This is a genomic window from Brevundimonas sp. KH_058 (assembly GCF_057838505.1).
Genome location: NZ_CM174469.1, coordinates 1,313,911 through 1,328,738, shown reverse-complemented (window position 1 = coordinate 1,328,738; position 14,828 = coordinate 1,313,911). Strand labels below are relative to the sequence as shown.

General features: G+C 67.5%; 13 protein-coding genes. 10 read left to right on the top strand and 3 right to left on the bottom strand.

What is annotated here, in order from left to right; all coding sequences use genetic code 11:
• The first annotated feature begins 16 nt into the window (after positions 1–16).
• From AC3ISA_RS06315 to lpdA, 6 genes are read left to right on the top strand one after another with little or no spacing between them, the layout of a single operon-like run.
• Complete coding sequence (locus AC3ISA_RS06315) at positions 17–1,264, top strand: thiamine pyrophosphate-dependent enzyme (RefSeq protein WP_489179780.1); 1,248 nt, start codon at positions 17–19, stop codon at positions 1,262–1,264.
• 2 nt (positions 1,265–1,266) lie between these two features.
• Entirely contained in the window at positions 1,267–2,391 is a 1,125-nt protein-coding gene (locus tag AC3ISA_RS06310) for an alpha-ketoacid dehydrogenase subunit beta (RefSeq protein ID WP_489179779.1), read from the top strand.
• A 1-nt stretch (position 2,392) separates the two neighbouring features.
• Positions 2,393–4,099, top strand: a complete 1,707-nt coding sequence (locus tag AC3ISA_RS06305; RefSeq protein WP_489179778.1) for a dihydrolipoyl dehydrogenase family protein — start codon at positions 2,393–2,395, stop codon at positions 4,097–4,099.
• A gap of 44 nt (positions 4,100–4,143) precedes the next feature.
• On the top strand, positions 4,144–4,356 hold the full coding sequence (locus tag AC3ISA_RS06300; RefSeq protein ID WP_135194230.1) for a ribbon-helix-helix protein, CopG family: 213 nt from the start codon (positions 4,144–4,146) through the stop codon (positions 4,354–4,356).
• Entirely contained in the window at positions 4,350–4,715 is a 366-nt protein-coding gene (locus AC3ISA_RS06295) for a type II toxin-antitoxin system VapC family toxin (protein WP_489179777.1), read from the top strand. The genes AC3ISA_RS06300 and AC3ISA_RS06295 overlap by 7 nt, the downstream gene beginning before the upstream one ends.
• An 11-nt stretch (positions 4,716–4,726) precedes the next feature.
• Entirely contained in the window at positions 4,727–6,121 is a 1,395-nt protein-coding gene (lpdA, locus tag AC3ISA_RS06290) for a dihydrolipoyl dehydrogenase (RefSeq protein ID WP_489179776.1), read from the top strand.
• A gap of 146 nt (positions 6,122–6,267) precedes the next feature.
• Here the strand turns inward: lpdA and AC3ISA_RS06285 are convergent, their stop codons facing one another.
• Both AC3ISA_RS06285 and AC3ISA_RS06280 read right to left on the bottom strand, forming a co-directional pair.
• Positions 6,268–7,065, bottom strand: a complete 798-nt coding sequence (locus AC3ISA_RS06285) for an SDR family NAD(P)-dependent oxidoreductase (RefSeq protein ID WP_372691564.1) — start codon at positions 7,063–7,065, stop codon at positions 6,268–6,270.
• A 7-nt stretch (positions 7,066–7,072) separates the two neighbouring features.
• Positions 7,073–7,543 (bottom strand): Rrf2 family transcriptional regulator, encoded by a 471-nt coding sequence (locus AC3ISA_RS06280; protein WP_372691563.1) that lies wholly within the window; start codon positions 7,541–7,543, stop codon positions 7,073–7,075.
• 168 nt (positions 7,544–7,711) lie between these two features.
• Here AC3ISA_RS06280 and AC3ISA_RS06275 point away from each other — a divergent pair, with 168 nt between their 5' ends.
• Entirely contained in the window at positions 7,712–9,688 is a 1,977-nt protein-coding gene (locus tag AC3ISA_RS06275) for a potassium transporter Kup (protein WP_489179775.1), read from the top strand.
• A gap of 47 nt (positions 9,689–9,735) precedes the next feature.
• Positions 9,736–11,076, top strand: coding sequence for an RsmB/NOP family class I SAM-dependent RNA methyltransferase (locus AC3ISA_RS06270; RefSeq protein ID WP_489179774.1), 1,341 nt, complete (start codon positions 9,736–9,738; stop codon positions 11,074–11,076).
• Here the strand turns inward: AC3ISA_RS06270 and rhuM are convergent.
• Positions 11,073–12,125 (bottom strand): RhuM family protein, encoded by a 1,053-nt coding sequence (rhuM, locus tag AC3ISA_RS06265; protein ID WP_489179773.1) that lies wholly within the window; start codon positions 12,123–12,125, stop codon positions 11,073–11,075. The genes AC3ISA_RS06270 and rhuM overlap by 4 nt on opposite strands.
• 102 nt (positions 12,126–12,227) lie before the next feature.
• On the opposite strand from rhuM, the gene rpe reads away from it, so the two are divergent.
• Both rpe and AC3ISA_RS06255 read left to right on the top strand, forming a co-directional pair.
• The gene (rpe, locus tag AC3ISA_RS06260; protein WP_489179772.1) at positions 12,228–12,893 is read left to right on the top strand and encodes a ribulose-phosphate 3-epimerase; all 666 of its coding nucleotides are present in this window, start codon (positions 12,228–12,230) and stop codon (positions 12,891–12,893) included.
• Positions 12,890–14,728: a heparinase II/III family protein gene (locus tag AC3ISA_RS06255; protein ID WP_489179771.1), complete on the top strand. Its 1,839-nt coding sequence runs from the start codon at positions 12,890–12,892 to the stop codon at positions 14,726–14,728. Before rpe ends, AC3ISA_RS06255 begins: the two co-directional genes overlap by 4 nt.
• The last annotated feature ends 100 nt before the right edge of the window (positions 14,729–14,828 follow it).

Below are 14,828 nucleotides of genomic sequence, written 5' to 3'. Positions count from 1 at the left end.
GGATATGGACGCCCGCATGAACGACGAAAACGTGAAAAAGAACAGCCAACCCCTGTCATTGCGCGTGCCGGAACCCTCCGGCCGTCCCGGCGATGCGCCGGACTTCAGCCATCTGCTGATGGACCCCGCCGGCGTGGTCGAACGGCCCGAGGTCGGATCGACCCCTTATGAGATGCGCGATCTCGCCTTCCGCCTGATTCGGGTGCTGGACGACGAAGGTAACGCCGTCGGGCCGTGGAACCCGCGCCTGGACGCCGAGACGCTGCGTCGCGGTCTGAAAGCCATGATCCTGACCCGCGCCTTCGACGACCGGATGCACCGCGCCCACCGCCAGGGCAAGACCAGCTTCTACATGAAGTGCACCGGCGAAGAGGCCATTGCGGTCGCCCAGGGCATGATCCTGAGCCGCGAGGACATGGGCTTTCCCACCTATCGCCAGCAGGGGCTGCTGATCGCGCGCGGCTATCCACTGGTCGAGATGATGAACCAGATCTATTCGAACGCGGCGGACCCGATCAAAGGCCGCCAGCTGCCGATCATGTATTCGGCCAAGGACTACGGCTTCTTCACCATCTCTGGGAACCTCGGGACCCAGGTGCCGCAGGCGGTCGGCTGGGCCATGGCCAGCGCCTACAAGGGCGACGACAAGATCGCCATCAGCTGGATCGGCGACGGCGCCACGGCCGAAGGCGACTTCCACAACGCCCTCACCTTCGCCAGCGTCTATCGCGCCCCAGTCATCCTGAACGTCGTCAACAACCAGTGGGCCATTTCGTCCTTCCAGGGCATCGCCGGCGGGCTGGAAACCACCTTCGCCTCCAAGGCTATCGGCTATGGCCTGCCGGCCCTGCGGGTTGACGGCAATGACTTCCTGGCGGTCTGGGCGGCGACTCAGTGGGCCGAGGAACGCGCCCGCTCGAACCAGGGGGCGACGGTGATCGAACTGTTCACCTATCGCGGCGCCCCGCACTCGACCTCCGATGACCCCAGCCGCTATCGCCCCGGCGACGAGCACGAGAAATGGCCGCTGGGCGATCCGCTGGAACGGCTGCGCCAGCACCTGACCGTCATCGGCGAGTGGGACGACGAACGTCATACGGCCGCGCTGAAGGAGGCGGTCGAACAGGTCCGCGCCGCCGGCAAGGAATCCGAAGCCATCGGCACCTTGGGCCAGTCGCGCCCCAGCGTGAAGACGATGTTCGAAGAGGTCTATGCGACCGAAGACTGGCGGCTGATCGAACAGCGCCGCGAGGTGGGGGTCTGACCATGGCTGAGCAAACCACCTTCACCGACGCCGATCGCAACGACGGCGTCGAGCCGGACATGGTCGACCAGAACGCCGCCCCCGCTTCGCAGGCGACGGGCTCGGGCGTCGTGCCGATGAACATGATCCAGGCCCTGAACTCGGCCATCGACGTCAAGATGGCCGAGGACGCCAATGTCCTGTCGTTCGGCGAGGACGCCGGATATTTCGGCGGGGTCTTCCGCGTCACCGACAAGCTGCAGCAGAAGCATGGCTTGACCCGCAGCTTCGACGCCCCGATCAGCGAATGCGGCATCGTCGCCGCCGCCATCGGCATGGGCGCCTATGGCCTGCGCCCCGTCGTCGAGATCCAGTTCGCCGACTACATCTATCCGGCCTATGATCAGATCGTCTCGGAAGCGGCCAAGATGCGCTATCGCTCGGGCGGCCAGTTCACCTCGCCCATCGTGGTGCGCAGTCCCTATGGCGGCGGCATCTTCGGCGGCCAGACCCACAGCCAGTCGCCGGAAAGCTTGTTCACCCATATCGCGGGCCTGAAGGTCGTCATTCCATCCAACCCCTATGACGCCAAGGGCCTGCTGACCGCCGCCATCGAGGATGACGATCCGGTCGTCTTCTTCGAGCCGAAACGCCTCTACAACGGCCCGTTCGACGGCTGGCATGAAAAGCCGGTCAGCCCGTGGAAGGCCCAGGATCTGGCCCAGGTCCCGACCGGAAAATATGTCGAACCCATCGGCAAGGCGCGGGTCATGCGTGAAGGCAATGACGTGACCATCCTGGCCTATGGCACCATGGTCTGGGTCGCCCTGGCCGGCGCCGAACACGCGGGCGTGGACGCCGAAGTCATCGACCTGCGCAGCCTGGTACCGCTGGATATCGAGGCCATCGAGGCCAGCGTTAAGAAGACCGGCCGCTGCGTCATCGTGCACGAGGCGCCCAAGACCTCGGGCTTCGGCGGCGAACTGTCGGCCCTGGTTCAGGAGCGCTGCTTCTATCATCTTGAGGCGCCCATCGCGCGCGTCACCGGCTGGGACACGCCCTATCCCCATGCTTTCGAATGGGAATATTTCCCCGGACCGCAACGGGTCGCAGACGCCTTGAAGAGCGTCATGACGGGAGGTCGCTGACATGGGTCGTTTCGTCTTCAAACTGCCCGACGTGGGCGAAGGCACCGCCGAGGCCGAACTGGTCGGCTGGCACGTCAAGGTCGGCGACATCGTCGCAGAGGACCAGATCGTCGCCGACATCATGACCGACAAGGCCACCGTCGAGATTACCGCCCCTGTTTCCGGCAAGGTCATCGCCCTGCATGGCGAACCCGGCGCAATGGTGCCGGTGCGCGGCCCCCTGGTGGAGTTCGAGGTCGAGGGGGCGGGGAATGCCGAGGAGAGCCCCTCCGTCTCTCCGCTTCGCTCCGAGCCACCTCCCCCCGCTTCGCGCGGGGAGGAAACAGTGGCGGCATCGTCTCCTCCCCACGTCAGTGGGGAGGGGAACCGCGCGAAGCGGGGTGGAGGGGCTCTTGACGCCCCCCAGACCCCGACCGGCAACTACGTCTTCAAACTGCCTGACGTGGGCGAAGGCACGGCCGAGGCCGAGCTGGTCGGCTGGCACGTCAAGGTCGGCGAGATCGTCGCTGAGGACCAGATCATCGCCGACATCATGACCGACAAGGCCACGGTCGAGATCACCTCTCCGGTCGCCGGAACGGTCGTCGCCCTCTACGGCGACGCGGGCAAATCTGTCCCCGTCGGCGGCCCGCTGGTGGCGTTCGATGTCGAGGGTCGGGGCAATGTCTCCACGCCCGTCGCGGCGCCAAAACCGGCCTCCAAACCGACAGAGAATTCGACGACGGTTTCCGCTGCGACTTCGACGACTGCGCGTGCGATTTCGAAGACTTTGGTGACGACCCCGTCCAAGCCTGTTCCCGCCCTGACCGGCCGCGCGCCGGGTGAACGCCCCTCGGCCTCGCCGGCCGTGCGCAATCGCGCGCGGGATCTGGGCGTGGACCTGACCTTCGTGCCCGGTTCCGGCCCGGCCGGGCGGATCACGCACGAGGATCTGGACGGCTTCATCGCGCGTGGCGGCTCGCAGCCGGCGTCCGCCCCATCCGGCGGCGCCTCGACCTACGCGAAGGCGGAGGGAACCACCGAGGTTCGCATCATCGGCCTGCGCCGAAAGATCGCGGAGAAGATGGCCGAGAGCGTGCGCCGCATTCCCCACATCACCTATGTGGAGGAGATCGATGTCACGGCGCTGGAGGAGCTTCGCGCGCACCTGAATGCGACGAAGCAAAAGGACCAGCCCAAGCTGAACCTGCTGCCCTTCATCGCCCGCGCCATCGTCGTCGCCCTGCGCGACCAGCCGCAGATCAACGCCACCTATGACGACGAGGCCGGCGTCCTGACCCAGCACGCCCCGGTCCATCTGGGCATCGCCGCCCAGACGCCGAACGGCCTGATGGTGCCGGTGGTCCGCCACGCCGAGGCGCGCGACCCCTATGACACGGCGTTGGAGATCGCCCGCGTCTCGGGTGCGGCCAAGGATGGCACGGCCAAGCGCGAGGAACTGTCCGGCTCGACCATCACCATCACCTCGCTAGGCACGCTGGGCGGGGTGGTCCACACCCCGATCATCAACCACCCCGAGGTCGCCATCGTCGGCCCCAACAAGATCGCCGAACGGGTCGTGGTCCGCGACGGTCAGATGGTCGTGCGCAAGATGATGAATCTGTCCTCCAGCTTCGATCACCGCATCGTCGACGGGCATGATGCGGCGGTCTTCGTCCAGCGGATCAAGGGGCTGCTGGAACATCCCGCGACCTTGTGGATGGGGTAAGGTGCCACATATGATATATACTCAGTATATCATGGAGGCCTAGAATGCGTATTCTAGTGGATGCAAACGAGGCTCAGGTCGCCGCTCTCGACGACCTTGCCAAGCTTGAGCAGCGTCCGCGCGCGGCTGTGATCCGCGCGGCGATTGACGACTATCTGGCCCGTCACCGCCGCAAGGGCGTTCAGGAAGCCTTCGGCTTGTGGGCCGACGGACCGGATGGTTTGGAGTTCCAAGAGAAGCTTCGCAGCGAATGGTAGCCGCGCTGTTCGACTCCAACATCCTCGTGGACCATCTGAGAGGGTTCCCGCAGGCGAAGGCGGAGATCGACCGCTACGAAGATCGCGCCATCAGCATCATCACCTGGATGGAAGTGATGGTCGGTATTCCCGACCATCTGGCAGAACCGGCTCGCCAATTCCTCGACGAGTTCACCGTGATCGGTCTGAACGGCACGGTGGCGGAGCGCGCCGTTTCACTGCGCAAGACGCAGCGCCTCAAGTTACCCGACGCCATCATTTGGGCTGCGGCGCAAACGACCGGTCGATTGCTGGTCACTCGCAACACCAAGGATTTCCCGACCGACGAGCCGGGCGTCCGCACCCCCTATATTCTGTGACAGGCCTCGCTATGCAGCAGCTCAAGACCAAAGTCCTCATCATCGGCGCGGGCACCGGCGGCTATGTCGCCGGCATCCGGTGCGGCCAGCTGGGGCTGGACACCGTGCTGGTGGACGGCGGCGATGGGCTGGGCGGGACGTGCCTGAATGTCGGCTGTATTCCGTCCAAGGCCATCATCCATGCAGCGGGCAAGTTCGAGACGGTGGCCAAGGCGGCCAGCGGCGGAACGCTGGGCATCACGGCGACGGCGCCGGCCATCGACCTGTCGCAGACGGTCGCGTGGAAGGACGGCATCGTCCGTAAGCTGAACGCCGGGGTCGCGGCCCTGCTGAAGAAGGCCAAGGTCAAGGTGATCAAGGGCTGGGCCGAGTTCGCCGACGCCAAGACCTGCATCGTCCAGACCGACGACGGCGAAATCCGAATCACTTCCGAACACGTCATCCTGGCCACCGGGTCCGAGCCGGTGGAACTGCCCTTCCTGCCGTTCGGCGGCGACGTCATCTCCTCGACCGAGGCGCTGAGCCTGTCGGAGGTTCCCAAGAAACTGGTCGTCGTCGGCGGCGGCTATATCGGGCTGGAACTGGGCATCGCCTTCAGGAAGCTGGGGGCCGAGGTGGCCATCGTCGAAATGGCCGAGCGGATCCTTCCGCTCTACGACAAGGCCCTCACCGATCCGGTGGCGAAGTGGCTGGAGAAGCATGGCGTCGAGCTGCACCTGGGCGCGCGCGCCGGAGGGTTTGGCGACGGGAAACTGTCGATCACGACCAGGGACGGCGAACCCCTGCAACTGGACGCCGACAAGGTTCTGGTGACGGTCGGCCGTCGGCCGCGCACCCAGGGTTGGGGTCTGGACAACATGGGCGTGGCCATGGCGGGGCCGTTCGTGAAGATCGACCAGCGCTGCGCCACCAGCATGAAGAATGTCTGGGCCGTCGGCGACCTGACCGGCGAACCCATGCTGGCCCACAAGGGTTCGGCCCAGGGCGAGGTGGTCGCGGAGATCATCGCCGGTCATGATCGGATCTTCGACCCTGTCACCATCGCCGCCGTCTGTTTCACCGAGCCTGAGATCGTCTCGGCGGGTCTGGGTCCGAACGATGTCGCGGGCCGCGACGACGTGATCCAGTCGGTCTTCCCCTTCGCCGCCATCGGCCGGGCGCTGGCCATCGAGGCGGGCGAGGACGGCGGCTTCGTCCGTGTGCTCGCATCCAAGGCCGATCATCGCATCCTGGGCATCCAGGCGGTGGGTCAGCATGTGTCGGAACTGTCCAACAGCTTCGCCCAGATGCTGGAGATGGGCGCGGTTTTGGAGGATGTGGCGGGAACGATCCACGTCCATCCGACCCTGGGCGAGGCCTTCCATGAGGCGTCGCTGCGCGCGCTTGGGCACGCGATCCATATCTAATACTCATCCGTCACCCTCGGGCTTGTCCCGAGGGCCCACGGCGGATCAATCGCCAGCCGTTCATGGCTGTGCGACACTTCCAAAACCTCGGGGCGGACCAGTGGGTCCTCGGGCCAAGCCCGAGGATGACGGGGATGGGACGGGGGCTACAGCCGCTCCAGCCGCTTCGCGTGGTTCGCCACCATGCGAAGCGCCAGCCCGTCGGGCAGGAAACGGGCCAGGCCGGCCATGACGTTGTTCATGACGCCCGGCGTGACGCTGGGGCGATTGGCTTCGCAGGCGTCGTAGCCGATCTCCGCCACGCGCGCGGCGTCCATCCACATCCAGGCTGGATAGGCGCTGGACACCTGGTCGCGCGAGCCGTTGACGTCGTGGAACTCGGTCAGGGTGTAGCCGGGGTTCAGGACCGTGACGTGGACGCCGGTCCCCTGCGTCTCCAGATAAAGACCCTGGGACGCCTTGATCAGAAAGCTCTTGATCGGCCCATACAGGGTGTCGCCGCCGGTCGCCGGCATCTGGCCGGCGAGAGACGCCACGTTCAGCACCCGGCCGAAGCCGCGCTGGATCATGCCGGGCAGCAGCAGGCGCGACAGCTCGACCGGCGCGGTCAGCATGACCTGGATCATGGCGCGATGGGCGCTGAGGTCCGTGTCCAGGAAGCCGGTGATGCGGCTGAAGCCCGCGTTGTTGACGAGGCCGTCGACGGTCACGCCGTGGGCGGCGATGGCCGCGACTAGCCGTTCAGGCGCGGCGGGGTCGGACAGGTCTTCGGGGATGACGGTCGCCGTGATGCCGTGGGCGGCGGTTAGTTCTTCGGCCAGAGCCTGAAGCGGACCTTCACGACGTGCCGTCAGGATCAGGTCCCAGCCTTTGGCCGCATAGGTCCGAGCGAGCGCCGCGCCGATGCCGGCCGAGGCGCCGGTGACCAGAACCGTGCGGCTCACAGGCCGGTCAGGCCGCGACGGGGCAAGACTTGTGCGGCGTATAGGCCGCCAGCGAAATCGGATTCTCGGCCAACAGGTCCGCGATGGTGATCTTGGACAAAGCCTCGGTCGCCGCCTCGTCGGCGGCGGTCAGGGCCTTGGCGACCTGGCGCGGGATATGTTCGCTGATGGGGCAGCCCTTGGCCCCGGCCGGGGGCGAGCCGATGTGGGCGCAGCCGTTCACGGCCTTCAGCACTTCGTCCAGCCGGATGTCCTCTGGCCGACGCAGCAACCACGAGCCGCCGGTGGCGCCCGGACGGGTGGCGATCAGCCCGGCCTTGGCCAGCAGAGCCGTCACGCGACGGACCACGACGGGGTTGGTCGGGATCGACGAGGCCAGCACGCCGCTGGGTGCGGCCTGCGCAGGTCCATAGGCGCCCTTGTGGGCCATATAGGCCAAGGCGTGGGCGGCGACGGGAAAGCGCTGGCTGTCTGACATGGTTTTGTTCCTGAGGTGAAAATAGGCGCTCATGGCCCGAATCACAAATCGGTCCGCAGAACGCCGAAACCGAATCCCCTTCGGCACGATTGAAGACCGCGCGGAATGAGCCTAAAGGCTCGCCGCTTTGAAGGGACCGACGCAGCGTCGGAGACCCGGAGGATACGCATGGCCGGGGATACTCCCCACGACGCGAGCGCTCCCTCGCCCGCGTCGAACACGCCGGACACGCCCACCCACGCCACGGGACCCGAGTCCCACGCTCCAGGAGGCCAGGTCGCCAAGCACGGCGGCATGTTCGCCTTGACCCTGGGCGCGATCGGCGTGGTGTTCGGCGACATCGGCACCAGCCCGCTGTACGCCCTGCGCGAAGCGATCGGTCATGCCCAGCGCGGCGTGGGCGGCGACCTGGCCGTGGTCGGCGTGGTGTCGCTGGCCTTCTGGGCGCTGATGGTCGTGGTGACGTTCAAATACGTCTTCTTCCTGATGCGCGCCGACAACAAGGGCGAAGGCGGCACCCTGTCTTTGATGGCCCTGGCCCAGTTCGCGGTCGGTCGACGTAGCGCCTGGATCTTCATCCTGGGCGTCTGCGGCGCGGCGATGTTTTATGGCGACGGCATCATCACGCCCGCCATTTCGGTGCTGTCGGCGGTCGAGGGGCTACAGGACGCGCCGGGTCTGGCGGGCAAGCTGGACGCATTCATCGTGCCGATCTCGGCCGGCATCCTGATCGCCCTGTTCATGGTCCAGTCGCGCGGCACGGCCAGCCTGGCCAAATATTTCGGCCCGATCACGGCCGTCTGGTTCCTCAGCCTGGGCGCCCTGGGCCTGGTCCACATCTTCGACGACATCAGCATCCTGCGCGCCCTGTCGCCCTATTACGGCGTCAGCCTGCTGCTGCACGACGGCTTTTTGGGCTTCATCATCCTGGGCAGCGTCTTTTTGGCGGTGACGGGGGCCGAGGCCCTCTATGCCGACATGGGCCATTTCGGAAAGGCGCCGATCCGCATGGGTTGGCTGGCCTTCGTCCTGCCGTGCCTGACGCTGAATTATCTGGGACAGGGCGCCCTGATCCTGGATAACCCCGCCGCAGCCGAAAATCCGTTCTGGAACATGGTGCCGCAGTTCGCCTATTGGCCCATGCTAATCCTGGCGACGATCTCGACCGTCGTGGCCTCGCAGGCCGTGATCACCGGCGCCTTCTCGGTGACCCAGCAGGCGGTGCAGCTGGGCCTGCTGCCCCGCATCGACATCAGGAACACGTCCGAGACCCAGGCCGGTCAGATCTTCGTGCCGGCGGTGAACACCTTCCTGATGATCGGGGTTCTGGTGCTGCTGTTCGTGTTCCAGAGCTCGCACAACCTCACGGCCGCCTATGGCGTCGCGGTGACGGGGACCATGCTGGTCAATACGCTGATGGCCTACTCTGTCATTCGCAAGGGCTGGAAATGGCCGATGTGGGCGGTGGCCGGGACGCTCATCCCGTTCGCCTTCATCGACAGCGTCTTCCTGACCTCCAACCTGCTGAAGATCCCCGACGGGGCCTGGATGCCGCTGGTGCTGGGCGCCTGTCTGGTGGTGATCATGTGGACCTGGGTGCGCGGCACCCAGATCCTGACCGCCAAGACGCGCAAGGACAGCCTGCCGCTGAACGATCTGATCGAGATGCTGCAGGCCCGCCCGCCGCACCGCGCGCCCGGCATGGCCATCTTCCTGACCAGCGACCCGGATGTCGCGCCCGTCGCCCTGATGCACAATCTCAAGCACAACAAGGTGCTGCACGAGAAGAACGTCATCCTGACCGTGCGCACGTCCGAACGGCCGCGCGTCAAGGAGGCAGACCGGGTCAAGATGGAGCCGATCAACGACGACTTCAAAAAGGTCACGGTCACCTACGGCTTCATGGAGACGCCGAACGTGCCGCGAGCCCTGGGCCTGTGCCGCAAGCAGGGGCTGAAGTTCGACATCATGTCGACCAGCTTCTTCCTGGGCCGGCGCTCGCTGATCCCGTCGGCGCGACAGGGCATGCCGTTGTGGCAGGATCGGCTGTTCATCTTCCTGATGCGCAACGCCGCCAATCCGACCGACTTCTTCCATATTCCCCCCGGCCGCGTGGTCGAGTTGGGCGCGCAGGTGGCCGTATGAGTGCTGAGGGACGAGGCGGACAAAGTTCGCAGGCGCGTGGACGCCGCATGGCTGTCAAGGGGCGCCCGCGCCCCGCTCCGGCCGTGGACGCCGCCGCCGCCCCGTCGCAGGACGACATCGGCGTGGAGGCCCGTGTCGTCGCCGGCCTGCTGCTGAACGCGGCGCTGGAAAAGCGCAACGGTCTGGACGAGGCCCTGTCCCAGCCTGCAGCTCGCGCGCTGGAGCCCGTGGACCGCGCCTTCGCCCGCGCCGTCGCGATGGCGGCCCTGCGGCGTCTGGGCGAGATCGATCAGATCCTGAACCGCCGCCTGAAGAAGTCCCCGCCCGAAGCCGTCCGCACCCTGATGCGCATCGCCCTGGCCCAGACCTTGGTGCTGGAAACTCCCGCCTTCGCCGCCGTCTCCACGGCGGTGAAACTGGCCGAACGCGATCCCAAGACGCGCCCCTATAAGAACCTGGTCAACGCCGTCCTGCGGGGCGTAGGTCGTGAAGGCCCCGGCCTGACGACGGCCGAGAGCAATCTGCCCGACTGGATCGCCGCCCGCTGGAAGGCGACCTATGGCGAGGCTGCCCTGGCCGGACTGGCGCTGGCCGCCCGCGAGGAGCCGGCGACCGATCTCAGCCTCAAGCCCGGCGTCGATCCCGCCGCTGTGGCCGCCGCCGTCGAGGGCGAAGCTCTAGAGGGCGGCACGGTCCGCACCGGCCGTCGTGGCGACGTGGCCGGCTGGCCCGGCTTCGAGGACGGGGACTGGTGGGTGCAGGACGCCGCCGCCGCCGTTCCTGGCCGCCTGCTGGACGTGAAATCTGGCGAGACCGCCCTGGACATGTGCGCCGCGCCGGGCGGCAAGACCCTGCAACTGGCCGCCGCCGGCGCCTCGGTCGTCGCCCTGGACCGTTCGGCCCCCCGCCTGAAGCGCCTGAGCCAGAACCTGGAGCGCACGGGCCTGACCGCCGAGGTGATCGCCGTCCCCGCAGAGGACTGGGAGGACGCCCGCACCTTCGACGCCGTCCTGCTGGATGCGCCCTGCACCGCCACCGGCACCTTCCGCCGCAACCCGGAAGTCCTGCGCGCCACCAAGCCCGCCGAGGTCGCCAAACTGGCCGATGTCCAGCACCGCCTGCTCGACGTCGCCGCCGAACGGGTCAAGCCCGGCGGGCGGATGGTCTATTGCACCTGTTCGCTGGAACGCGAGGAGGGCGAGACCCAGATCATCGCCTTCCTGCGCCGCAACCCCGCCTTCCGCACCGTCGCCGCCGATCCCGCCGCCCTGGGCGCGCCGCCAGAGGCCCTGACCCCCGAAGGCTGGCTCCGCATCCTGCCCTCGATGTGGGCCGAGCACGGCGGCCTGGACGGCTTCTTCGCCGCCAGGCTGGAACGGATCGCCTAGGTTTTTCGAGGAGCGCGTTTAGACTCAGGCAGGGCGTCGGCGGCCTTCCGCAGGTCGGCGTATTCCTGCTCCACCCGTGCTTTTTCCAGCGCACGCCTCTGGATGTCGAAGGCCTTGTAGGCCGCCTTGGCGTGGCGGTCGGCGTCGTCCTTGGAAACACGTCCGCCGTTGGACAGAACCACGCGGCCCAACCCCTTCAACTGAGCGTCCAGAAGTTCGGAAGCTTGCGCCATCGTCGTCAACCGACCGGTCTCCAACTGGTCCTCGAAGATGGTCAGCAGCAGGTCGGTCAGACGGTTCAGCTCGCGGACTTCCGCCGGCGCCAGGAAGTTCTTGGCCACGGTCACGTCGGCCGAAACTATTCGCTCACCCTTCCAGGACCGAAGGCCCATGTCGGCTTCCGCCGCGTGGGCGCGCGTCATCAGCATCTCGGCGGGCGTGTGACTGGTCACCGCGTAGCAGAGCTTGGCCTGGGTGTTCCGGTAGAAGGTGCGCCAGGCGTCCGACCTGGGATCGTAATCCTGGCACAGGCTGCAGATCTGACGGATTTCCGCATAGAGGTTGGCTTCCTCGCTGCGGATGTCGCGAATGATGTCGCGCAGTTCGCGGATGCGATCCTGCTGGCCGCCCGCCTTCATCCGCTCCACATCGACCACGAATCCGCGCGTGGCGAACCGGATCAGCACGGCGGTGGCCCAGCGACGGAACAGGGTCGCCTGCGCCGAACTGACCCGGTAGCCGACCGAGATCACCATATCGAGGCTGTAGAGGAAGCCTGGCCGCCCCCGACCATTTGTTTGCATTTTCTGCAAAGAAATCGACTCGTCGAGTTCGCCCTCCTCCAGAATGCTGCTGATGTGGCGTGAAATCACGGACAAGTCCCGCCCAAACAGGCTCGCGATCTGCGCCTGGCTCATCCAAAGCGCATCGCCGTCGAAGCGGATTTCGACCCTGGCTCCGTCATGGGCGCCGTAGATCAGAAAGCGGTCGCCGGAGCCGTCCTCGAACACGCGCACGGGCTCGGCGGCAGACGGGTCTTGCATCGACATCAGGACTTCCTGCGCAAGTTTGGCGTGAACAAGAGTAGAACATGTCGGGGCTTCCTCGCCAAGCCGGTTGCTCCCGTCGGCGCCGCGCCTTATCCCGAGGCCATGGCCCTCACCCCTCTGATCTGTCCGTCGATCCTCGCCAGCGATTTCGCGCGGCTGGGTGGAGAAGTCCGTGCGCTGGAGGCGGCGGGCGCCGACTGGATACACGTCGATGTGATGGACGGGCATTTCGTGCCGAACATCACCCTGGGCCCCGACATCGTGAAGGCGATCCGGCCGCATACGAGCCTGCCGTTCGACGTGCACCTGATGGTCGCGCCGGTCGATCCGTGGCTGGAGGCGTTCCGCGAGGCGGGGGCCGATGTCCTGACCGTCCATCCCGAGAGCGGGCCTCACCTGCACCGCACCCTGGGCCGCATTCGCCAGCTGGGCGCCAAGGCGGGCGTGGTGTTCAATCCGGCGACGCCGCTGTCGATCCTGGAAGAGGTGGTCGATCTGGTCGATCTGGTTCTGATCATGTCGGTCAATCCGGGCTTCGGCGGCCAGAAGTTCATCGACAGTTCGCTGAAGAAGATCGCCGGCGCGCGCGCCATTCTGGACCGGGCCGGTTCGGCGGCGCACCTGCAGGTGGACGGGGGCGTGACCTCGGCCAACGCGGCGGCCTGCGTCGCCGCCGGCGCCGATGCGCTGGTCGCCGGGTCGTTCGTGTTCAAGGGCGATTACGCGACCAATATCGCCGCCCTGAAAGCCGCGCCGGCAGCCGCGTGAGCCCGCTCGGCCCCTTCGCCCCGCGCGGGCAAGAAACCACGCTGGACGTCGCCTCGGGCCAGATCCCTGGCCTGCCCGGCGCCCCGGTGCGCACGCCGGTGCGCTCGGGCGACACGATCGCGGGGCCGGGCCTGTGGCCCGCCATCGCCGGGCGGGTGGCGACGCGACAGCTGTGGATCGAGCTCTATGGCCTGCCCGGCTATGGACTGACCTTGGGCGGCGGCAAGGTGACGGCCTTTGCCGCCACGCCGCGCGACTTCCGCCCCAATGATCCGGCGCCGGGCCGCAATGTCCTGGCCGGACGCTTCATGCTGGCGGGGGCGTCGATGGACGTCGAGCCGCCGTCCGATCCGTGGAACCGGCCCAGCCCCTCGCGGCCGTTCGCCGTCGAGCTTCACGCCTTCGCCTGGCTGCCGGGATTGATGGCCCAGGGCGACCGGGGGGCGCGGGAGGCGTTGCGTCTGACCCTGGCCTGGGCCGACGCCTTCGCGCGCTGGTCGCCTTTCGCCTGGGGACCGGAAATCCTGGGGCGGCGGGTGGTCAATCTGGCGTGCGGCGCGCGTCGGATGGGCGCCGTCGCGACCGAGGCCGAGCGTTTGAAGCTGGCCGACAGCCTGGCGCGCCAGACGCGTCAGCTGCTGCGACCGCCCGGCGGCCTGGCCAGTCGGGCCGAACGGCTGACGGCGGCGGCCATCGGCGGCTGCGTCCTGGCGGGCGCGCCGGGGCAGGCCTTGCGTCGTCGCGCGCTGGGGCGGCTGGACGGCGCCTTGAAGGCCACCGTCCAGGACGACGGCGGCCATGCCTCGCGCAGTCCCGAGGCGGGGCTGGAGCTTCTGCTCGACCTGCTGACGCTGGACGACGCCCTGTCGCAACTGTCCGAGCCGACGCCGGACGGCGTTTCGGCCGCCATCGCCCGGCTGACCCAGGGCCTGCGGCTTCTGACCCTGCCCGACGGCCGTCTTGCCAGCTTTCAGGGCGGCGGCCCCTCCAGCGCCGAACGCGTCGCGGCGGCCCGCGCCCATGACGACGAGGCCGCCCCGGCCAAGGGCGATGCCGCCCATTCGCCCGCCGGCGCGGTCGCCGGCCTGACGCGCATCGCCAGTCCGCTGCTGACCATCATGGCGGATGCGGCCCCGCCGGCCCGCGGGGCCTGGGGCGCCGCCGCCTGCGCCCAGCCGATGGCGCTGGAGATCGCCTGCGGCAAGGACCGACTGGTCACCGGCTCGGGCTGGACCCCGGCCTCGACGGATCGTCAGGCTTTGCGGCTGACGCCGGCCCATTCGACCCTGACCCTGGGCGAGCGTTCGCTGAATGAGCCGCTGGGCGGCTGGAAGGGCGAGCTGCTGGGCCCGCGCCTGGTCGGGCCGCCGATCCATGTGACGACGGACCTGCGCGACGGCGACGGCGCCGTCTGGCTGGAGATGGAGCACGACGGCTGGAACGAGCTGTTCGGCCTGAACCATCAGCGGCGGCTGTATCTCGACCAGCGGCTGGACGAGCTGCGGGCCGAGGAGAAGCTGTTCCCGACGCCGGGCCGCAAGGAGATTTTGCGCCAGATCGCGGCCCCCTACGCCATCCGTTTCCATCTGGAGCCGGGGGTCCAGGCCTCGCTGGCGCGCGACCGCCGCTCGATCCTGCTGCGCGGCGCCTCGGGCCGGGGCTGGTGGTTCAGGACCGACGGTCCCGATGTCGCCATCGAACCCAGCGTCCATATCGACGCCGGCCTGACCCGCCGCTCGCTGCAGATCGTGGTGCGCGGCTCGGCCCGCACCGACAGCGAGAGCAAGATTCGCTGGAAGCTGAGCCCGGCCGGAGCAAGCGGCGAGCCGACATGACGCAAGAGCCTGATTCACGGCATCGATAAAATCGCGTAGCGATTTGATCTCTACCGATCAGGCTCTGAAACCGTCCGTGGGGTGACGTGACGCCGGTTTG